Raw genomic sequence first — 23349 nt, 5'->3', positions numbered from 1 at the left:
GACGTGATAATGATTATGAAGAATCAGAAGGCTAAGGTGTTCGATGATTGCGTCGTTCGGCTCGAGCCAACGAAAAAGCAAAACGACCTGTACAAGCTTATTGGTGTAAAACATCAAACTTCCATCAGTCGATAATGCTATTTCATTGGTATATTTTATGTAGCCCTAAAATTAACGCGGGAACTCAAGATTAAGCTTTTCTAAAACTCTAAGATCGCAATTACCCCTCAACTGCTCTGATAGGATCTAATAGACTGCAACGTTTGACTAAGCTATCAGTGCTATCAGTGATGTTGTTTTGTTGAAGACATGAAGACAAGAGATCTTTTGAGCGTTGAGATGGGCTGTCCTTATGCTCTGATCTTTTCCTTTATCTGTATGCACATGTGTGCTGCAGCATAAGATCATGCGCACTGTTTGACTGCATCTAGTCAAGATAAAGGCATTCTAGGTTAAACTAAATTTATGCAAGCAAAGGCTAAAGCTTTGTAGCTTATTGGTTTTAACTTAGGAGCTTCGTGAAAGTATGAGTGCAAGTCTGACTTTAGATAAGATCACTAAAGTGTCTGGCGAGGTAAAGCTAATTGGTTCTAAGAGTCTGACTAATCGTGCTTTACTGTTAGCTGCCTTAAGTGAAGGTACTACTAAACTTACTAATATTCTGCGCTCAGATGACTCCGAAGTTATGATCGCTGCGTTAAAGCGTCTGGGTGTGCAGATTCAAGAAGATGAATCAGATAATACCTCTCTTAGTGTTACTGGCCTAGGCGGTTTGTTTAGTAACGAAAATGAAGAGGTTATAGAGCTCTTCCTTGGTAATGCAGGCACTGCGATGCGACCTTTATGTGCTGCATTAGCTTTGAGTGACGGTTGTTACAAGCTCACTGGCGAGCCTCGTATGTATGAACGTCCGATCGGTGTTTTAGTAGATGCTTTACGAGCTTTAGGCGCTCATATTGAGTATCTTGGCAATGAGGGCTATCCACCGCTTTTAATTAAAGGCCTATGTCAGGTGCTGCGTGAGCATAAGTCTGGCATTGGATCCTTTGTCTCATCGATGTCCTTTGGGGCTGCAGCTGCAGTTGGTTCTCCAAAGATATTCCCATACAAGGCTAAGTTTGCTGCCGAGCTCAGCGGATCAAGTGACTTTATATCTCGTCTCGATCTGCCATGTGAAGTAGCTAAGTTAGAGGTAGCAGGAAATACCTCGTCACAGTTCATTTCTGCTTTATTAATGATTGGTAGTCTCATTGGCCGCAAGTTAGTGCTTGAGGTTAAGGGTGAACTTATTTCCAAGCCATATGTAAACTTAACCTGTGAACTCTTAAAGCGCTTTGGTGTTCTAGTTAAGAATAATGATTGCCAATCCTTTGAAGTTTGTCCGCAGCATTTACAATCGCCAGGCTCTTATTTAGTCGAAGGTGATGCAAGCGGTGCTACTTACTTCTTAGCAGCAGCTGCCATTGCAGGTGAGGTAAAAGTAACTGGTTTTGGTAGCGATTCGATTCAAGGTGATGCGCTCTTTGTTGATGTACTTAAGGACATGGGCGCGATAGTAGAAAAGGGATCTGACTACATCAAGGTAAGCTCTTCAGGTAAGTTACGTGGCGTCGATATCGATATGAATGATATGCCTGATGCAGCCATGACCTTAGTACCAATGGCCATGTTCACCTCAAGCCCAATCATCATTCGCAATATCGAAAGCTGGCGAGTCAAAGAAACCGACCGTATCGCGGCTATGGCCAATGAAATGCGCAAGTTAGGTTGCGATGTTTATGAGGGGCGTGACTTTATCAAGATCGATGCAAATGTACCAAATGTACAAAATGTAAAAGAGGCCGGTACTCTTATCGATTTTGATACTTACAACGATCATCGTATGGCTATGTGCATGTCACTCATTGCTTTAGATCGCACTGTAGTCATCAACGATCCTGATTGCTGTAAGAAGACTTTCCCAGACTATTTTGAGCGTCTAGCCTCAGTCTCTGTTCGCGACTAAAGCAAAGCAAAGCAAATCTGACCCAAACCGAGCCAAGGTGTTAAAGCTGAGCAAAGGCTAGCAAAGCTGAGCAAAACAACTTCCCTCTCAAGAAGCAGTACCTCAAGCGATCTTAGGCTGTTAAGGTGCTGCTTGTTGGCCATCGCCTTAGCCAAACCATCACCAACATCGTACTTAGATCCTCAAGCATCGATTCTTGAACTGCGCTGCTGCAATATGGCTACCTTCTAGACAAAAGGTGTCTCGTAAGACAGTGGCATGGCATCTTTTGAGTCTTGCAGCTAACCTCAACAATATTGCTCTACAGTCGAGGTCTTGAACTTTTCAGACAAGCAAAAACCATAAGAGCTTATCGTTTTGAACTGCTTTGCTTCGTTGCGGGTTATGAGGTTTAATTTGCAGCACGACATTAACTTGTATACAAGGCTAAAATTGCGGCTTTTGGTGGTTGAGTAGCTGCGCATTTATGATGCAAATTGGCAGGTTGGTGTGGGTGTTTTAGGTTTTTTGCACACTAATTGTGAATTATTAATGGAATTGACAAGCATATCGAGGTCAAATTTTGCTATCATTAGAAGCTTTTGCGATTTATAAGCTCAAATAATGCTGTTAAGTTGCATAGTGTTGGGTGTCTGTTTTTTCTACAGATTTGGGGTCAACGTAATCAAGGTGAGCTAAGCTCGTAGCAGAATTCATGTTCAGTACTACCACCACGTTCATTGTTTACATCCTCTGCATGCTGATTATTGGCATTGCCGCTGCGCGAATGACTAATTCGCTCAACGACTATGTATTAGGCGGCAGAAGTCTCGGTCGATTTGTTACAGCCCTGTCAGCAGGTGCTTCGGATATGTCAGGTTGGTTACTTATGGGCCTGCCCGGAGCGTTATTCTTATCAGGCTTGTCTGAGGCATGGATTGCAATCGGTCTGACTGTGGGCTCATGGTGTAACTGGAAGTTCGTGGCGGCTCGTTTACGTTCATTTACCGCCAATGCATCCGACGCTTTGACCTTACCTGATTATTTAGCTGCACGTTTTAATGATCGTCTGCGTATCAGCTCTGTGATTGCGGCTTTAATCATTCTGATCTTCTTTGTGGTTTACTGTGCCTCAGGCATGGTTTCTGGTGCTCGTCTGTTTGAACAGACCTTCGGCATGGACTACCACAATGCTCTGTTAATCGGTGCAGTTTCAACCATCTTCTATGTATTCATTGGTGGCTTCTTAGCAGTTAGCTGGACTGATACTGTACAGGCAAGTCTCATGATCTTTGCACTGCTTTTAACTCCAATGGTTATGATCATGGATTGCGGTGGCTTAGAGGCTGCAAATGCTCTGATCGCTCAGAAAGACGCAAGCATGGATGACTTCCTTGAGGGTATGACCTTCATTGGCTTCATCTCATTAGTTGGTTGGGGCCTAGGTTACTTAGGTCAGCCTCACATCTTAGTGCGTTTCATGGCCGCAGGATCCGTACGTGGTATGGGCGATGCTCGTCGTATCTCCATTACTTGGATGGCATTATGTCTCATCGGCGCTGTGCTCATTGGCTACTACGGTGTAGCTTTCTCCATGAGACATCCTGAGGTAAGCATTAACAATCCTGAGCAGATCTTCATCATCGTAACTCAGACTCTGTTTACTCCTTGGATCGCCGGTATTCTGCTGTCAGCCATTTTAGCTGCCATTATGTCTACCCTTTCATGCCAGCTCTTAGTTGCATCTACCACCTTAACTGCAGACTTCTATCGTCGTTGGTTACGCCCAAAGGCTTCTCAAAGAGAGTTAGTCTGGTGTGGTCGTTTCATGCTGCTGTTAGTTGCTGTGATCGCTTACTGCTTAGCCTTAGATCCAAACTCTGGCGTGCTGCGCTTAGTAGCTTATGCCTGGGCAGGTTTTGGTGCTGCATTCGGCCCTTGCGTGCTCATCTCAGTATTCTGGTCTCGTATGACCTTAGCTGGTGCCATTAGCGGTATGGCCGTGGGTGCTATCACCGTTATCGTATGGGAAATCGGTGGCTTCTTAGGCCTGTACTCTTTAGTACCAGGCTTTATCTTCTCAGCTATTGCTATCTTTGTAGTCTCCTCACTGACTGCTAAGTCCAATAAAGAGACAACTGAGCTCTTCAACGATTTAGAGCAAAAGTTCTGGGTTGAGGTTAAAGAGCACTAATCTTTCCTTTGAAAAGCTAGACTAGCTTAACGAGACATTTCACAAGACGGTTGCGGTACATAGTGCTGCAGCCGTTTTTGTTTTTAGAGCAAATTTTAAAAGATCATTGCCCCAACCAGCACATATATTCACGCACAGCGGATCAACATCGCAAATCAAATACAAACAAAGTAGCCTCTAGTGCTTTTGCCGTAGGCACTCAAATGCAAAGGGCTTTGGCCGTCTAATTCAATGGCTGGGGGTACTCAAATGCAAAGGGCTATAGCCGTCTAATGCAATTGCTGTGGGCAATCAAATCCATGCGCTGAAGCCGTCTAATGAAAAGGTCGATGGTAAGCTTAGAAGAAAGCATATGGCAAAGATGAGGACAGGCTTTTGTTAGAGCTAAGGATGGGGATACTTACATTTACTATGGCGCATGAATGGGCCAGTCTTTTAATAAGCATTGTCAGTAAGCTCTGTTTATTTGGACATTATTGGGGCGCAATGTGGATAGTAATTTACGGATCAATGGTTAATTACATGAGAGGGCTCATACTTTGTCTAGAATGCTGATGCTATTACTAGTGATTAAGCTCATACTAGCGGCATATTCTTGATGGTACTTATCTTAAATCGTTGCGAGTTAAGGCTAACATTGAGCCTTAGGTTTAAGGTTAGAAAGGAATCGAGATAAGTTCAATGCGAGTAGGCTTGCCTTAGATTTTCATAAGCACAGATTTCGTGTATATTGTGCTTGCTCAATATGTTTTACATTCAAAACAATGGTTTTGGATGGCTTAAAAGCTCTAAAAAACGTTGTTCCTATGCAAAAGTGACTAGTTTGACTAGATACAGTTCTGCAAAGTCATTCATAATGTCAGACATTTGTATTCACTTTGTCTTGGTATGTGGTCAAGCTGTTTAGCAAGGAGATCAAATGCGTCTAGCGTTATGGACGATTGTCCTTCTGATCAACTGCATCATATGGGGTATTGTCTTCTTAGAAGAACTCATGCCATATGTATTTAAATCAGTTAACCATGACTCCTCCATCAATTTTGCCTTATTTGCCATCGCCACCATGGCATTTTGCTATGTGATTTACAGACTTTTACTTGCGAAAAGCAACAAAAAGCTCTCTACCATTAGTGCATGTGCATTACTCTTTGGTGCGAGTATAGGCGTAAAGCTATTAGACGATTTAAGCTCAGCTCTTGGTATTGTCTCTGGTGCCTTTATTGCCTTGATGATAGTGGTATTTGAACAAACCAGACTCTTAAGAAAGATCAAGGCTATTACCTTTACTTACGACTTTAACCGCAATAACGATCAAGCCTTTAGCCAATATCAAACCGCTTTTAAAGAAGTCCTCTCATTAAGAAGTGCTCAGAACATTTACGTTAATGTCTATGGGTATTTAGTCCGTCTTACTGACATGCCAATGATCAATGAGGGCTTTAAGCTCGTATTTGATCGTAAATTCAATGCAGCGCAGGTCTTATGTAAGCAGATTAATGAAGAATCTGCTAAGCGTGATCTTTCTGATCCTCTTGATCGAGACTTTATCTCTTTGCTGCAAGCCTTGGTCAATTGTGAGGGTTTGTTAACTAACGAGCCAATGATGATCTTGCCATCAAGCATGCAAGGAGAGGTGAAGATTCAGCACATGGTATCTGATGCTGTTTCCGATACTCATTTAAATGTAGGCACATCACGTAAGTCAACTGATGCTCGTCACCTCTTAGCTGCCATGATTGGTGAGGCAACAAGAGCGGGCGTAAAGAATAACGCTAAGAGTGTGCAAGAGGAGTTTACCAATCGTAATAAAAAGCCTGAGCTGATGTATGCTCGTTTAGACGCTCACGGGCTGTTATTGCTGAGCAAACAAGCTGTACAAATTAAGCCTGTTGTAATGCCTTTTGTGACTTTATTTGTTCTCTTTATCAGCTTAGTGGCACTGCTCTCTGAATCAGTAGTTAAGTTCTTTGTAGACTACTCAGGCGGAGCTGCCCGTACTACAACAATCTTGCAGGGCTATAACATGTGGATGCTCTGCTTCATAATTACCGTGGTGCTAGCTGTCATGCTGTGCTTTTTATACACCAGTAAGAAGAAGTACAAAGATTTATTCGATGGTGTCGATAACAGTAGTATCTCGGGATTGTTTATTATGGTCAGGGCTGTAGCATTCATTGTTGGCTTTGCCATTTTATTTATGCCAGCCAACCTCGTTAGCGATTACATCAATTTACGTGAGGACATGGCTCAAATTTCCTCAGGCACTACTGAGTGTAAGATAGTTATGATCGCCTCAAAACGTACTCCAAGTTATGGCGAGGTTTTTATTCTGTCACCAGCAGGTATTTTAGATAAGGTGAAAGTTGTAAGCCTGTCAGATCAAGACCATCCAACTTTCAATATCTACGTCCCTCACTTCTTTAAGAGCCGCGTTCAAGAGGCTGACATCTATAACCACAACAGAAGCTTGAAGTACAACATGATCGTCAAGCCTCATTATAGACTCTGCTATACCACTAATAACCGTACGCTCGCACGCATTCAAAAGATGCAGCCACGTCGAGACAAATTACGTGAGACCGTAGCCCCAAAGCTTCGCCACCTCTAGCGGCAGCATATCTAAAATGCAGCTAGCTGCCAGCCTTTTACAAGACCGTGAGCCACGATATCTATCTATGACGCTAAAGATACGATGCACTAAGCTATTGAGCTGCTCCGTGGCGTGGCTAATGAAAGGCCGATATTTGAGTAGCTTTTTAGCTAAAGTTGAAAATCAACGTACACCTTTATCGTTGCTGTACACTCATGGCTTAGTCTTTTGCTATCATATTTAGGATGCTTGTTGCCGTCAGATACCCATAACACTGCTTATGCAATGCTCTGATCTAACTTAATCCTAGCTTGATGGTATCAATGTTGAGTATGCAGAGCATGTGAAGATCCGTGAATGTGCTGGACTTATAAAGCGCATTAGTATGCTAATCACTCAAGGTGCTGAGATTATACGGCGCATAAGAGTGCTTAGCTGCGAAGGTGCATGAGTATGTGCATTAGCATATGAATATGCTCAGGCATGAGCCCATGCGTGCAGTGCTTATACAGACATAAGCCCATGCTTTTAGTACATGCACAGGCACGAGCCCATGCGTGCAGTGCTTATATAGACATAAGCCCGTGCATGCAGTACTTGCACAGGCACGAGACCATGCGTGAAGTAATTGCACATGCGCAATCTGATGGCTCAAAGTTAGACTTGAGAGTGGTTAAGTTGAGGGCAACACTATCACAAATTAGCCCACACATGCTCTTGAGTAGGTTTAGAACAGCAATATGTAGGTTTGACTAAATTGGCGATGCAAAAGACACCCATAGATCACACATATCTGCAATCGTATCTAATCAAAGCTGGTATTCGTTTTGACTACAATGTTATCGATACCGTCTGTGCTAGAAAGTTCAGCGCAACTTTCTACATGGTTTTGATTACTGCCTTGCTGATCTTAAGTGTGCCTCAAGGCATGCCTGGCAATCCTATTCCTGTAGCTGAGGATGGGTCTTTAGCCTATGCCGGTATTAGTTCTAGCACTAAGACCATGTACTTTATTACTGTGGGCATTCTTGGTGTCTATCTTGGCTACTATCTGTTACGACTTTGCTACTACATTGCTCTACGCACCAAGCTCAGGTCTGATCCAGCCCCGCTGAGCGTTGAGGCTTATGCTGTAGTGTGTCTTGATGTTAAGACACGACCAATTGACTATATCTACCAGCTTTTCTCAATCATTTGTGGCCGTGGCAAAAATGGTTTTTGCCGTTATGCAGTGATTTACAAAGAGATTGGTTCAGAAAACCCACGCTTTTTCTTAACTGCAGCTGTCAGCCACAAGCGTTTGTGCTTTATTCCTGATCACATTGGTAGAGTGTTTTTACATCGCAAGAAGCCACATCTTTACACTTTAGATGACAAGTCTTCATATCAGACTGTCTCAGCCAAGCGTAGGATGATGCGCAAGTTTGCCATGCCAGCAAGCACTATGGCCTGCTCCAGTCAGCCAGGCAAGTCACAAGACTTAGCTGCCAATTCAGATACTGCAGTTTCTAGCAGCAATCTCAATCTTGACTCAAACAGCACCAACAGAACTGTAAAAGCCGAGCCTCAGCAAACGCAGCAATAGTCCTGAACGCCTAGCCTATACTATGCAACAGCAAGTCACGGACTAGAGCATCCATGCACAGACTAGAGCAGCCAGCACAAGCTAGCAGCAGCCAAGCACAGACTAGAGCAGCCATGCACGGGCTGCAACTGCAAAGCACTGACTAGCTACTGTGCGGCAAGGCAAGAGTGATCATTGCAATAGCCTATATTAGGCAATGACTGTGTTGAGGCGGTAGCTTGAAGAGCTCTGATCTCGAGAGTGTTTTAGGTTGCTTGAGATCTTTAGAGATCTTTATCTCTTGCGATCGCTTAGCGATAGCAACTTTAACAAGGCCCTGCGTGGGCCTTAATTATTTGTCTTCAGTCTTGATGAGGTACTCTTCTTCGCCAGCATCGTAGACGCGGGTGTTGATAGGCAATTCGCGTAATTGTGCTGATGAGATGCCAGTGAGGATCTGGAAAATACGGCGCATTTCGACGTTAGTAAAGCCGTATTTATAACGCCAGGAGAGGGAGTGCTCACGGTCGGAGAAAGTAACTTTATTGCATGAGAAGAGGCCTTGCTGTAAGAGCAGGGAGCCAAATTCTTTACCTTGAGGGAAAATGCCGACTTCCTCTAAATACAGCTGATCTTGGCCGTCCTTTTCAATAAACCAATCTAAGTTTGGCTCTTCTCTGTCAAGTGCAGCTCGAGCAAAGGTGTAGTTGTTGTCACCGCTGTAGGCATAAAGATCGCCATCGTTATCTAAGGCGCGAGTAACAGAGAGCGGACAGAGCATCTTTTTCATCTTGTCAGAGAAGACGAAACCACCATAGCAATGCTCAAGTACATCAAGATACTCAGCAGCTGTAATACCTTGTTGCGGGGCAATACGGGCAATATCTTCACTATAAGTATTTTTGATTTCCTCAATAGTAAAGCCCATCATCTCAGAGGCAATATCCGAGAAGGATAAGTCGATAACGTGTGGCAGACCTTCAGAGAAATTATTGGACAGAGCAAACTTAACGTGGCCAGTAAGCAAGCAGAACTTGACGCGATCGCCAGCCTGTCTGAAGGCTGAGAGCATGTCAAAGTACATAGCGTTAGCAAGTTCGCGCTCATCAGGCTTTTCCATTGCAGAGATCATGTATAGCGGTACATCGTAGTTATCGACGATCACCACAACAGGGCTTTTCTCTTTATCGCTGATCTCGCGAACAAGCTGCAGCATTTGACGACGTAAGTCATTGCGTCCATCGGTCTTGAGCTTGATGTGGTGTTCCCAGATCTCAGATTGCAAGGTATCGCCGAGCATCTTGGCAAAGGCTTGTAAGGTATTGGCCTTCGACATAGCAAAAGAGAAGTGGAGTACTGGATATTGGCCAAGATCGTCGGCATTAAAGCCATTAGGATCTTTGATGGCTAAGTGGTCAATTAAGAGCTCGTCACGAATTAATAACGACTCAATCGCTTCACTAGCTAGTGAAAGACCAAAACCACGTGGGCGAATGAGCATAAAGACATTCTGCGATGGCAGACGCGGAGCTTTATCTAAGAAGTTGATGAACTTGGTCAGGTGATCAAGCTTATTGATGTAATGGCGATCAGTAAAAATCACCTCATGCAAATGAGAATTGCTACCTGAGTTATTTGAGTTCATCAGCAAACCTAAAACACGAAAGTTAGACTACAAATCAACGGCTAAATATACATACTAGTGCATGTATATATGCCCATTAAGATGTCTATGATAGCAAAGTCCATCTCATATCGCTGAGATATGGCCAGGCTTTATACAAAAGAGCACGGTAAAGCGATCTACCTAGGTAAGAAATGGCTGCATTTAGCTAAGAGTAGCAATAAGATGGGGTGGAGATGAATCACTTAAAGCTGTGGATGCTGGTAGTGAAAGGAAAGTTATTTGAGTAAAGATAAGATTTTCAGGGCGTAGAAACGAAAAAAGAACACCAAGGTGTTCTTATTTTTAGCGGGTGGGCACCAACTACATCCCGGTACCTCATTACACAAATTTGGCTGCTTCGTTCCCGACCTGACCAATTGATCTGCGAATAAGTACGAGAGAGCTGGCACCCGCAAAACTTATGCTTAAATTATACAATAAGAACTTAGCATAATACAACACCTTTGCACATCCAAGCTCAAACGGTACTAGTACTATGTGATCTATATGCTGTTTGTTGGGCAAAGTAGTGTAGTTTAAAGCTAAGTTTAGAGTCTTGTTTGGTGCATAAAAATTGAGTCATTATGCTAAAATAGGCGACTTTTAAGGGCTAAGGTAGAGAGCTTAATGCTCTAGCTAGTCTTTTGATCTTGGCACCTTACTCTTGTGTTTGTAACTGTACAGTTTGGCGGTGATTCTTTTATGGCAAAGCGCAAAGTTAGCGGCATCTTCTTATTGGATAAGCCAGAGGGTATTTCATCTTCAGGCGCATTGGTTAAATGCCGTGGTATCTTCTCAGCTATGAAAGGCGGCCATACAGGTGCTTTAGATCCTTTAGCCTCAGGTCTGCTTCCAATCTGCCTTGGAGATGCAGCTAAGTTCTCTTCTTTCTTTTTAGAAGGACGTAAGCGCTATATCGCTGAGGGTACTTTAGGCAAAACCACTACTACTTGTGATAGAGAAGGTGAGATTGTTTTAGAGCGCGATATTGGTGATGCTTTAGAACGTCTTGAGTCAGTACTTGAGAAGTTTCGAGGCACTATCACTCAAGTCCCACCAATTTACTCAGCTATCAAGGTTAATGGCAAAGCCTTATATCAGTACGCTCGCCAAGGACGCGAGGATGAGATCGAGATTCCTAAGCGTGAGGTTGAGATTTTAGAGCTTAAGCTTTTAGAAACTACCGCTACCACCTTCAAAATCGAAGTCTACTGCTCAAAGGGCACTTACATTCGCACTTTAGTCTCAGATATTGGTGAGGCATTAGGTTGTGGTGCTTACGTAACTATGCTGCGTCGTACTTACGTTGAGGGCTTACCAGCAGGCAAGATGACTGAGCTTGCTACTATCAAAGAGTTAGCTGATTCACGTGAGAATAAGAGCGATTTTAGTGAGCTTGATAAGCTCCTCATTCCAGTAGATGAGGCCTTAAACAATCTGCCTAAGGTGCACATCCCACTATCCATGGCTGATCCATTAAGCCACGGTATGAAGCAGGGCAAAGACTTATCTTTATGCACCCTGCCAGAGGGCGGACTCAAGGTAAATGACATCTTCCAGGTTCGCTACAACGGCTACTTCATGGGCGTATGCTATTTAAGCGAGGATGGTTACATCACTCCTAAGCGCATGATGGATCCAGAAAGCTTTGCAGCTTTTGTTAAAAGCGAAGGCAAGTCCTAGTTTCAACCACATCACTAATGGCAAACAGCAAGGCAAGAGTACAGCCTTACCTCAGCATTGGAGTGCAATGTTAAATGCTCTACCAAAGCTTATGTTAGGCATACTCTGAAACTAGCAGGGTAAATGCTATATCGTAGCTTAGCTAAGGCTAACTTAAGCCAAGGCAGCGCGATGTTTGGTTAAAGCTATCTTAAGCAAATGCTGCTCTAAGTTTTGCTGCTATCAAGGCCCACAACTTCAAAAGTCCCGATTTGAGCAACAACCCTTAAGTCTACGTTATTTCTGAATCATCTAGCTTTAACACACCATCAGCCTTTAGCTCAATTGCATTGGCAATCTTAAGAAGACTAGCCACATCGAGGTTGAGCTGAATTGCAGTGCGGGCGCTGTGGCAGGCTAGAACTGGCTAGATTTGTAAGTATGATGGGGCAATTTGTTGTGTTTGTGAATAGGCTCACAATCGACAAATAGGATAAAATGCCCCTTTTGTTGAAGGCTATATTTGGCATAGCAAAGATTTTTGCTAGATGTGGCATAGCGCTCAGTGCAAATTACTTGATTTGTGTATGATTAAAGTGTTTTACTGCGCTCTTTTTATAGCTAAACAAGATATTTAACGCTATAGTTTGTAAATAAGAGTTGCCGTAAGTGCTGTTTAAATTGTGGCAATCATGTTGTTTAAACAATTTTGAGCATCTGTCTTAACTTGAATGGTTTAAGTTAGGCTAGACAATCATCATATGCTTGTGATTTAAAAGCTTATTCGTTTTTTTAACTTGATGGCGTGGATGAAGAGCGCTGTCTAAAGATTTAACCTCAATACTTATTGCGCTAGCTAGTAGGATTGAGGCTCACTTGTGTGAAAGTGAGTCGTTGACACCTTTTGCGGAGATATTGGCTTGAACAGATTTCTGAAGATTAGCAAGATTAGAGATCTGAGCAGAGTGTTCATTATTCCTATAATGATCATGTCTGGCGTGCTGATTTTGGTACTGTATCTTGACATGGTTAAGATCCAGGACAAGTCTGTGCTGCTTGTAGATCAAGCTATTCCTAACATTGAGAAGATGCAAAAGGGCTCGGTAAACCTGCTGCAGCTTAAGCTCAATATCGACATCATGACCTCATCAGTCGATAAGAATCATTGCACCCAAGCTTATATCGGTGCAGTAAAGATTTTAGATGAGGCCTCCATTTTCAATCGCGATAACTTTGCTAAGCTCAGTCATGATCTTCGCTTAGAGGTTAACCGTTTGTGGAAGTTACGTAATCAGCTTGATGAAGTTAGAGCTACTGTCCACAATTCCCTTCACTATATGGACATGTTGATGTATCTCATCGTGTCCGATCAGCCATATCTCTTCCCTGAGTATGAGCAAACTGTTGCTAGTTATTTAGATCTTTATCAGACCAGTGCCTATAAGCGTGAGCTTGCAGACTTCCATGCTGATAACATTGCTATGTTAACTGAACGTTTTAGCTCGAAGTTTGATCTTGTTGGTTTCTTAAATGAAAACCCTCAAGAGCCTCAAAAGTTCACTGATAAAGCAGACCGTATCAATAAGCTTTTAAATCAGGCTTTACTGCAGCTCAATGAGCACAAGGATCACTTTGATCTACAAAGCCAAAAAGAGCTCTATGAGTTTGTCAATGAAAACAACAAGCATCAGCCAGATGATTTCTCCAACCGCATTGAGCAGTATGGAAACGACTTCAAAGATGCTCAGGCAGCCGCCATTCGTGATGCACAAGCTAATACCAAGAATGTCGAGTCAAACGATGCATCTGTAGACAATGTCAAAGAGGATAATAGCGTAGGCCCATATGCATCATCACCATATGCAGGTAAGAAGACTTACAAGGATGATGTGCTCTACACCAGTCAGCTAAAGTCCATTATGGAATCATCTGAGGGGGCTATTGATGGACGTATTGCTAACTCTGTAAATGCAGCAGCAAAGGCTAATGCTAAGAATGATGCCACTGTTATGGCTGACACAATTGACTCTCAGGGTAAAGTTCAAGAAGTGTCAGACACTAAGACAACATCATCAATTGAGCAGCTTGCTACTGGCATGGATGAAGTTGGATTAACCGAGGAAGAGGCTTCTGTCATTGCGCAAGATCGCTCCTTGACTAACGTTAAACCAACCATTCGTGAAGAAGTTAAGCACATCAGAAAAATAAGAAACCACAATCTTAAAATGCTCGGCTATTACGAGCGTGAGTTTGAGCGCTTCTTACCTCTGTGGGATATCTATTTACGTCTGCAAGAGAGCTTTGTGCAGGACATTAATTCTGCACGTATGAAGGTTGATGCCCTTTCAGAGGCGTACACAGTAAGTGGTATCAAAGAGCTGCATAAGGATCTTAGAGAAATTACCTCTTTAGCATCTGAAATTAAGCCAATGATGGTTGGAACTTTATTATTCTCTGTTATTGGTTTCTGGCTCATCATGTTCTTGATTAAGCGTCGCATTATTGAGCCACTGCAGACCATTGCTCACTTGCTAATTAGATTCCGTTACACCAAGAAAATTGAGATCGCAGCTTACTCAGGATTCTTCAAGAAAGATCACTTACTTGAGATCCGTGAGGTTATTGATGTACTGCCTCAGATCTTTGATGATTACAGTGCGATTAAGCAAAATGAGAGTCATTTAAAGCAGCGTTATGAAGAGCTGGTTATTCACTCTAAGTACGATGGTTTAACCAAGGTATTTAACCGTGGCAGCCTCAATGCTTTAGTCAAAGAGATCGGCAATTCAACGCCAGCATCTTTTGCTATTTTAATGGTGGATATTGACTTCTTTAAGAAGCTCAATGACTCCATGGGTCACCAGTGCGGTGATGAGGTGTTATTTGCTGTAGCTCAGACTCTCCACTCTAACTTAGCTAAGAAAGACTTAGTCTTTAGATACGGTGGTGAAGAGTTCTGTATTATCTTGTCTGATGTAAATACTCAGAATGCATACAAGATCGCCGATCGTCTGTGTAAGCGTATTGCCTCATTAAAGCTGATAAACAAGGGCGCAGAATCTGGCTTAGTTACGATCTCTGTGGGTCTGTCTACGGTTACTACTTCAGAAAATCAGTACCGCATCAACGATCTGATTAAGCAAGCAGACAAGGCTTTATATAACGCTAAGAATTCTGGACGTAACTGCGTTTGCATTTACAACAATGTTGAGGGAGAGGTCTTAGAAGAGGCTACTCATAACGACATCTCCATTGAGCATGCTGACGATAAGCTTTTCTGCGCAGTAAATATCAGTGGTGACAATACTGATGCATCTAGCAATGATGAAGTAGCCGATGCAAGTGCATCATCAGAACACAATACTTCAGCTAAGGCCGATGCAAGCTCTAGTTCAGATAATGCTAATGCTAGTTCAGCGAGTGCTGCAGCCGCGTTATCAAGCTTGGTTGCGGCCAACGTCAATGCATCTTCTAATAGTCTAAATGTTGGAGAAGATGATGCAGACAATGCTGGCAATTTAAAGTCTGATAGCCAAGATAGTTCCACTTCATCATATTTATCAGATGAAGAGGCAGCTACCTACTTAGATGAGACTAGAAAATTTCTCTCTGACGAGGAAGAATCTAAAGAGTCGCAAAGCGATGACATTACTAATGTCCATAGCTATGGCTGGCTTGACGGCTTTGAGTATTTTGAGAACCAAAAGAGACGAGAAAAAGAGCAAAAAGAATCATCTGACGTTGATGGCGATGATGATAAGGTAGCACAAAACGATGATGATGCTATCGACGACGAGCAGTTAGTTGATGCAGTGCTCTCTATTGCCACTGGCCGTCCTGCAAATGATATCTCTAAAACTCGCTGTCAAAGATCTTCAAGCGTAAATGCGCACTCAGTTGAAGCTGAGAGTTCTGATTACAATCAGGCGTTCGAGTTTGATCTGCCATCAGAAGATACAGATACTGAAGAGGTTACAAAGAGCGAGCCTAAAAAAGCATCAGATTCAATCGAAGAGCTCAGTAACATTAAACAAAAGATCGCTGAATCTAGACCATTTGATGTTATGAGTGAAGCTGACTCAGCTTTAGCTGACAGTGACATTCAAGGCCCGATTGCAACTTATACTAGTTACGTCGATAAGAGTGTGGAGAACAAGGTTGATAAGGAAGCTTCACAAGAAGACTCCGATGTTGCTCCTTTGCAGTTAATCTCGAGCATGGATGATTCTAATGAGTCAGACTCTAGCAATATCGATGAGCTGATAGCACGAGCCGAAGATGATCAAGAGTCAGTATATCACTCAAGCCTTTATGCCTACGGTATTGATTCATCTATTGCTGATGCGCCAAAGGAGCGTATCACTCAGATGAAGGCGTTGCTCACTGAGGTCTCTAAAGTTAAGGGAGACATAACTGACTCTGACATCATTACAAGCGAAGTAGTCGATGACTCTCAAAAGCCACTAGCTGATGAAGCTGATCTTGAAGGCGATCTTAAAGCTAAGGATGATAAGCCTCTTGAAACTATTGAGCAGCTCAAAGAACAGATTCTCAAAGAGTCTGATAATGGCAATGAGAAAAATGCTAAAACTGTAGACGCATTAGCTCCTGATGCCATTGTAAGTCCAGTAATTGAAAAAGATGGCTTTGCTGAGGTTTCAGTTACTAGCAATAAGAAAGATTTTGCAGCAGTTATCGTTCCTACAACAGAAGACAAAAGTTAGCTCAACTGTATTCTCCAAATAAAGGAAGACACAAGTTAGCGCGACTGTTATCGCTCCAATAAAGGAAGACACAAGTTAGCTCGTCGGTTATAGCGCCAATAAAGGAAGAGAAAAGTTAGCACGACTTTGATATTTTTACTCAAAATCTAATACAGTATGAGTGGAGTTGTATCTAGTTTTTAGCATAACTACATAATCTAATCACTCAAAATGGCTAGTCTATTGAGCATAAATTCGATAGATTGGCCATTTGTCTTTTATAAGCATCAATTTGTGAAAATCTAGTATCTTATCCTCATAGCTCATTTTGTGACTTTTGGCAATGGTGATTGCGCCATATTTTTTATGTTCCTAACATAAGTAAAACGTAAATTTTGTGATAAGATTCATACAAAATTTTTGACTGGTATCCCACGCAATAGATCAGGGTCTAAATACCTCTATAAAGAAGCTTATGGAAGGTGCAGGCAAATGGATTTATGCGTACGGCAGCCTATGGTCGTAACCTTAGGCATGATAATGTCAAAAATGACAGTTATTCTTTTAGTGTTTGACTGAATCAAAGCTATTTTAGTAACCATGTAAGTGCCAAACATAAGGTCACAAAAGAAGACATGTGTTGGCAAACTAATGTGCTTTCAAATAGTTAAATGTGATTGCAAAGCTGCTATTAGGCTTTATGTTGCATACTATTTACATTACGAAGGCACAGCTGCCGAGTGCTCTTTAGACTCGGCTTTTTTGTTTAACTAAATGCACTGCGATTTAGACTCAAACCAAGTAAATACAGTATTGAACTTCTAAGACTAACTTGTCGTACTAATAAACAGAGTTATGAGCTAAGGCTCTTACGTGTAACCACTAGCTAAGTAAAGTAACCGTCTGCTACGGTGTAAAACTTGTACCTCTAGACTAGTGCTCTGCCACTTTATGCAATCCCTTGCACCGCAGCATGGTGGATTACAAAGCATCAGCTGATCAGAAAGTCAGCTAAGAGAAATCAATTAATCAGATAAAAGAGTAATCTAGGTTGCTTACTAGTTAAGTGACACGCTATTGTTTTTGTTTGTTGATTCTCGCGCAAGGTGAATACGCTACCGCATCGAGGCAAATACTCAAAGATAGGCGGTGGATAATTGGACTCTGTAGATTGGTAAGATAGGTTAGCGCTGACTCGACATTACATCTAAACGGAGACAAGAGATGACTCAGCAGTATCAGCAGTACGGATATCAGCAGCGTGCAGTCGCACAGCGCACCGCTATGAATCCATCAACTTCAACTGCTTCTGCACACCCAACTACTGTTTACAACAATAGCAACTTAAGCTCCCAGCCTTACGGCACTTCTGCCGCTCAGGCCGCTGCTGCTCGTGCTCGTGCATTAGCCGCTTCTGCAGCTGCTCAGCGCTCACTTGGTGCTACTCCAGAAGTTCAGCTCAAGAACTTCATCCACTACACTCGCAAGTCTTTAAACATCAGCCAGCGCGAGTTATCCAAGATGAGTGGTGTAAACCAGTCTAATCTCTCCAAGATCGAGAATGGCATCATCAATCCTTCTATCGCTACCATTCAGAAGGTTGCCGCTTGCTTAGGCCACAAGCTTGAGCTCCGTTTCGTTCCAACCTACAACGAAACCTACAAGTCTTAATTTAAGACCGAGCTACGTAGCATCGCAACAGCATGCTACCCACAGTAGCTTCATGCCGTCACAGCTCATCAATAAACCATGAGCTCCCACAATCAACGGCATCAACATATTATTGCCTTGCTCCTAGCAGCAAGTAAGCAAAAGGGCTCCACCAGGGCATCCTGCCCTGAAGCCCCTTTGTTATCTCAAAATCCTCATCCAAAAATCCAATCTACCACAAAGCAGCTCTAAGTCATTTTGCTATGACCAGCTTTCTTGCGTCCTGAAAAATCATAAAACCCAGCGACTTTTAAGCTCAAATAAAAACGCCGGGCAGGGCCCGGCGTGAAGTCATGTTGGAAATGAAAGCTTATTATTAACGGATATTCAGGATGCTATCCATTACAGTGTTTTGAGTCTGCAGAGACTGTGCGTTAGCCTGATAGTTACGCTGAGCGGTAATGAGCTCAACTAACTCGTTGGTCAGGTCAACGTTAGAAAGCTCAAGGTTAGAGCCCTTAATGGAGCCAGCAGAACCTGAGTTAGCTTCCTTAGCGATAGCCTCACCTGAAGCGTTAGACTGCTTCCACTGAGTGTCACCGATCTTGGTTAAGCCCTGCTGGTTAGCAAAGTCTGCCATGGCAACCTTAGCAATGTTCTTAACCTGGCCATTGGAGTACTCACACTGAATAATGCCATTCTCATCAACGGACATACCAATAAGAATACCAGTTGCATAGCCATCATTAGTAGGAGCCTGACTTACAGAGAAGTTAGAAGAACCGTACTGGCTAGCAGCAAACTGAATGTTCAGTTGCTGTGTTGGCTCAATACCCTGGCCTATTGCAGTATGTAATGTACCGTCGCAACCCTCCATACCATCTTTCTTAAAGGTCAGATCTGGAGCATTGTTGGCATTAACAGAACCAGTGAGGTCTTGTGAACCTGGAGCTGCATTTGGGTTACCGAATAAAGTGTGGCGTAAGCTATTTGGGTTCTTTAAGTTTGCATTAGCTGCGTCTGCTGGGTTACAAAGTTCAAGTTTGCCTGGAACAGTGTTGATCATTTCACCATTCGGGCTGAAAGTACACTTGAAGCCGAAGTAGTTTGAGCCAGCAACTGAAGATTTTGAGTTAGTAGGAACAGAAATCATTGTAGGATTCTGTTTGTCTGCTCCCGTGCCTTGAGAGGCTATATCGACAGGCTTGCCATCAACAAAAGGAATCACTGTCCAAACGCTGTTATTGGACTTATCTCCCTCTGGACCCATCTTAAGCATGTAGTAGGTTAAGGTATGGGCACGACCTAAGGAATCATGGATAGTCTGTGAGGTAGATGCAGTATAGGTGCTAGCATTCTTAGGATCAAAGTCAGTGTAGTATTGCTTAAAAGCAGCGTCTGCTTGATTTGCAGCAAGAGTACCATCTTCCTTTCTCAAAACGCCATATTGTGGAGCTGTCTGTGCAGGATTCCATGGTTGATTGGACCAAGGGTCATTTGGGGTTGGAAGATTTGGTTTGATATTGTCTTTGTCTGCAGGGAGGTTTACACCAATAGAAATATTGGTAGACATCTGTGGCGCACCAGTGTCAGCAGGCAAGCGAATATTATGAGTGTTGCTCAGATCTAAAGAGGTAGTTGTACCATCTGGGTTAACATCCCAGCCTTGGAGGTAGTCGCCCATAGCGGTAACTACGAAGCCTTCCTTGTTGATCTGGAAAGCGCCGTTACGGGTGAAAGTCTGTGCATCAGAGCCTGGACCTTCTAAAACGAAGAAGCCATTGCCTTGAATGGCCATATCAAGAGGATTGCCAGTGTCGCCTGAGAGTGCGCCTTGAACAAACTGCTGTGATACTACAGTGTTCTGAACACCCATACCAGAGTTGGTCTTAGAGTTTGTGAATACGCTGTTTGCGTAAACATCGGCGAACTCTGCACGTGACTTTTTAAAGCCGTAAGAATTGGTATTAGAGATGTTATTAGAAGTCACATCGATGTGCTTCTGTGAATTCTTAATACCGCTAACAGAAATTCCAAACATGACATTAGCTCCGCTTTATATAGTTATTAGTTAATGCAGTCTAACAACAGCTGCATAATCTAAAACTTGCTTTCATTTTCGTATAAATATAAATGAGCAATTCATATGCCAGAAATAAGAACGCCGGGCAATGCCCGGCGTTAAGTTATGTTCGGAAAAATATTGCTATTAACGGATATTCAGGATGCTATCCATTACAGTGTTCTGAGTCTGCAGAGACTGTGCATTAGCCTGATAGTTACGCTGAGCGGTAATAAGCTCAACTAACTCGTTGGTAAGATCTACATTGGAAAGCTCGAGGTTAGAGCCCTTAATGGAGCCAGCTGAACCTGAGTTAGCTTCCTTAGCGATAGCCTCACCGGATGCATTAGACTGCTTCCACTGAGTATCACCAATCTTGGTTAAGCCTTGCTGGTTGGCAAAGTCTGCCATGGCAACCTTAGCTATGTTCTTAACCTGGCCGTTAGAGTACTCACACTGAATGATGCCGTTCTCATCAACGGACATACCAATGAGAATACCAGTTGCATAGCCATCATTAGTAGGAGCCTGACTTACTGAGAAGTTAGAAGAGCCGTACTGACTAGCAGCAAACTGAATATTCAGCTGTTGGCTTGGCTCGATACCCTGGCCTAAGGCAGTGTGCAAAGTACCATCGCCTCCCGCCATGCCATCTTTCTTGAAGGTATTGTCTGGTGAGTTTGGATTTCTTGCAGTAACGCTACCACTAGCATCGTTTGAGCCTTGGGTTGCATTTGGGTTACCAAACAAAGTATGACGTAAGCTATTTGGGTTCTTTATATTAGCATCAACACCTTTTGCAGGGTTACAGAGCTCCAATTTCCCTGGAACAGTGTCTTTCATTTCTCCGTTAGGACTGAAAGTACACCTAAAACCAAAGTAGTTTGATCCTGCTACTGATGATTTAGAGCTTGCTGGCACGGAGATAAGAGTTGGGTTTTCTTTGCCATTGGCAGTTCCCTGAGAGGCAATATCAACAGGTTTTCCATCAACAAAAGGAATTACAGTCCAAACGTTATTGTTTGACTTATCTCCCTCTGGGCCCATCTTTAACATGTAATAAGTTAAAGTATGAGCACGACCTAAAGAGTCATGAATAGTCTGTGAAGTTGAGGCTGTATATGTACTTGCATTCTTTGGATCAAAGTCAGTGTAGTACTGCATGAATTGGGCATCTTGTGCAGTTGCGGCAACAGTACCATCCTCTTTTCTCATTACGCCGTATTGAGGAGCTGTTTGCTGTGGATTCCATGTGCCAGGAGCTGGTGCCCAAGGGTCTGTATCAGGCAGATTAGGCTTGATATTGTCTTTATCAGCTGGCAGGTTTACGCCGATAGAGATGTTGGTGGACATCTGTGGTGCTCCAGTATCAGCTGGAAGACGAATGTTATGGGTATTGCTTAGATCTAAAGAGGTGGTGGTGCCATCTGGATTTACATCCCAACCCTGAAGGTAGTCGCCCATAGCGGTAACTACAAAGCCTTCCTTATTAATCTGGAATGCGCCGTTACGGGTAAAAGTTTGTGCGTCAGAACCTGGGCCTTCGAGTACGAAGAAGCCGTTACCCTGAATTGCCATATCCAGTGGATTGCCAGTATCGCCAGATAAAGCGCCCTGTACGAACTGCTGTGATACTACAGTGTTCTGTACACCCATGCCTGAATTGGTCTTAGAATTTGTGAATACGCTGTTTGCGTAAACATCAGCAAACTCAGCACGTGACTTTTTAAAGCCATATGAATTGGTATTAGATATGTTATTAGAAGTCACATCAATGTGCTTCTGGGAGTTCTTAATACCGCTAACTGAAATTCCGAACATGACATTAGCTCCAATTGTTGTGGCTTCTTAAATAGACTGCCACAATATATGTTTATAGCTATAGAGACTAAACAGCCTCTATAAACTTATAAAGCAATTCACATGCCATAAGTATTGAAAATATATGTAGACAAAAAAGCCGAGCAATTGCTCGGCTTTAAGTCATGTTGGAATAAAAAAGAATTAACGGATATTCAAGATGCTATCCATTACAGTGTTCTGAGTCTGCAGGGACTGTGCATTGGCCTGATAGTTACGCTGTGCGGTAATAAGCTCAACTAACTCATTGGTTAGGTCAACGTTAGAAAGCTCGAGGTTAGAGCCCTTAATGGAGCCAGCAGAACCTGAGTTAGCTTCCTTCGCAATAGCCTCGCCAGATGCATTAGACTGCTTCCACTGAGTATCACCGATCTTAGTTAAGCCTTGCTGGTTGGCAAAGTCTGCCATGGCAACCTTAGCAATGTTCTTAACCTGGCCGTTAGAGTACTCACACTGAATAATGCCGTTCTCATCAACGGACATGCCAATGAGAATACCTGTTGCATAGCCATCATTAGTAGGAGCCTGACTTACAGAGAAGTTAGAAGAACCGTACTGGCTTGCTGCAAACTGAATGTTTAACTGCTGGCTTGGCTCAATACCCTGGCCTAATGCTGTATGTAAGGTGCCGTCGCAACCTGCCATACCATCCTTCTTAAAGGTTTGATCTGGTGCGTTTTGGGCATTAACAGAGCCGCTAGCATCATTAGTACCTGCAGTTGCATTTGGGTTACCAAACAAAGTGTGACGCAAGCTGTTTGGATTCTTTACATTAGCATCAGCACCTTTAGCAGGATTACAAAGCTCTAATTTTCCTGGAACAGTGTCTTTCATTTCACCATTAGGACTAAAAGTACACTTAAAGCCAAAATAATTAGATCCAGCAACTGATGACTTTGAGTTTTGTGGTACGGAAATTAGAGCTGGATATTCTGTTTTGCCGCCAACAGTCTGGGAAGAAATATCAACAGGTTTGCCGTCTACAAAAGGAATTACGGTCCAGACATTATTATTGGAGTTTTCACTTTCTGGCCCCATCTTTAACATGTAGTAAGTTAAAGTATGAGCACGACCTAATGAGTCATGGATAGTTTGAGAAGTAGATGCAGTATAGGTACTTGCATTTTTGGGATCAAAGTCTGTGTAGTATTGAGTAACACCACCATTAGCGTCATAAGCACCAGTTGTTGGGTTACGTGGGATGCCATATTCTGGCTTTGGTGCAGGGTTTGGCCAGGCTCCGTTTGCCCAAGGATCATTAGCCGGCATATTAGGCTTGATATTGTCCTTATCTGCTGGCAGGTTTACACCGATTGAGATGTTGGTGGACATCTGTGGTGCTCCAGTATCAGCTGGAAGACGAATGTTATGGGTATTGCTTAGATCTAAAGAGGTGGTGGTGCCATCTGGATTT

Annotated in this window: 11 protein-coding genes and 1 other RNA gene; 7 read left to right on the top strand and 5 right to left on the bottom strand. The window is 43.0% G+C overall.

From position 1 onward, the window contains the following. Positions 1 to 526 precede the first annotated feature (526 nt). From RDO37_RS08125 to RDO37_RS08110, 4 genes are all read left to right on the top strand, one after another. Entirely contained in the window at positions 527 to 2005 is a 1479-nt protein-coding gene (locus RDO37_RS08125) for a 3-phosphoshikimate 1-carboxyvinyltransferase (RefSeq protein ID WP_308498727.1), read from the top strand. A 694-nt stretch (positions 2006 to 2699) separates the two neighbouring features. Beyond that, positions 2700 to 4178, top strand: a complete 1479-nt coding sequence (gene putP, locus RDO37_RS08120; protein ID WP_273320005.1) for a sodium/proline symporter PutP — start codon at positions 2700 to 2702, stop codon at positions 4176 to 4178. A 919-nt stretch (positions 4179 to 5097) separates the two neighbouring features. After that, entirely contained in the window at positions 5098 to 6786 is a 1689-nt protein-coding gene (locus RDO37_RS08115; protein ID WP_308498726.1) for a hypothetical protein, read from the top strand. Positions 6787 to 7531: 745 nt separating this feature from the next. Next, positions 7532 to 8353 carry a hypothetical protein gene (locus tag RDO37_RS08110; RefSeq protein ID WP_308498725.1) on the top strand — a complete coding sequence of 274 codons (822 nt, stop codon included), beginning with the start codon at positions 7532 to 7534 and terminating at the stop codon, positions 8351 to 8353. A gap of 331 nt (positions 8354 to 8684) precedes the next feature. On the opposite strand, the gene RDO37_RS08105 is transcribed toward RDO37_RS08110, so the two are convergent. Both RDO37_RS08105 and ffs read right to left on the bottom strand, forming a co-directional pair. Beyond that, on the bottom strand, positions 8685 to 9977 hold the full coding sequence (locus tag RDO37_RS08105; RefSeq protein WP_303074444.1) for an AAA family ATPase: 1293 nt from the start codon (positions 9975 to 9977) through the stop codon (positions 8685 to 8687). 333 nt (positions 9978 to 10310) lie between these two features. Further along, positions 10311 to 10407, bottom strand: an RNA gene (gene ffs / locus RDO37_RS08100) — signal recognition particle sRNA small type. 293 nt (positions 10408 to 10700) lie between these two features. Here ffs and truB point away from each other — a divergent pair. From truB to RDO37_RS08085, 3 genes are all read left to right on the top strand, one after another. After that, complete coding sequence (gene truB, locus RDO37_RS08095) at positions 10701 to 11681, top strand: tRNA pseudouridine(55) synthase TruB (protein ID WP_308498724.1); 981 nt, start codon at positions 10701 to 10703, stop codon at positions 11679 to 11681. A gap of 899 nt (positions 11682 to 12580) precedes the next feature. After that, a complete protein-coding gene (locus tag RDO37_RS08090) occupies positions 12581 to 16384 on the top strand; it encodes a diguanylate cyclase (RefSeq protein WP_308498723.1) in 3804 nt (1267 codons plus the stop codon). Between the two features lie 1203 nt (positions 16385 to 17587). Beyond that, on the top strand, positions 17588 to 18034 hold the full coding sequence (locus RDO37_RS08085; protein WP_052338968.1) for a helix-turn-helix transcriptional regulator: 447 nt from the start codon (positions 17588 to 17590) through the stop codon (positions 18032 to 18034). Between the two features lie 355 nt (positions 18035 to 18389). Here the strand turns inward: RDO37_RS08085 and RDO37_RS08080 are convergent, their stop codons facing one another. The 3 genes from RDO37_RS08080 to RDO37_RS08070 all read right to left on the bottom strand — a co-directional run. Next, on the bottom strand, positions 18390 to 20054 hold the full coding sequence (locus tag RDO37_RS08080; protein WP_308498722.1) for a flagellar hook protein FlgE: 1665 nt from the start codon (positions 20052 to 20054) through the stop codon (positions 18390 to 18392). Positions 20055 to 20222: 168 nt separating this feature from the next. Continuing rightward, positions 20223 to 21896 (bottom strand): flagellar hook protein FlgE, encoded by a 1674-nt coding sequence (locus RDO37_RS08075; protein ID WP_308498721.1) that lies wholly within the window; start codon positions 21894 to 21896, stop codon positions 20223 to 20225. A 183-nt stretch (positions 21897 to 22079) separates the two neighbouring features. Next, positions 22080 to 23349: flagellar hook-basal body complex protein (locus RDO37_RS08070; RefSeq protein ID WP_308498720.1), on the bottom strand; the 1270-nt coding region annotated here is incomplete at its 5' end.

The sequence above is a fragment of the uncultured Anaerobiospirillum sp. genome (genome assembly GCF_902485895.1).
GTDB classification, from domain to species: Bacteria; Pseudomonadota; Gammaproteobacteria; order Enterobacterales; family Succinivibrionaceae; genus Anaerobiospirillum; species Anaerobiospirillum succiniciproducens.
The sequence above is the reverse complement of the archived record's forward strand: the minus strand, read 5'-3'. Positions and strand labels throughout refer to the sequence as shown.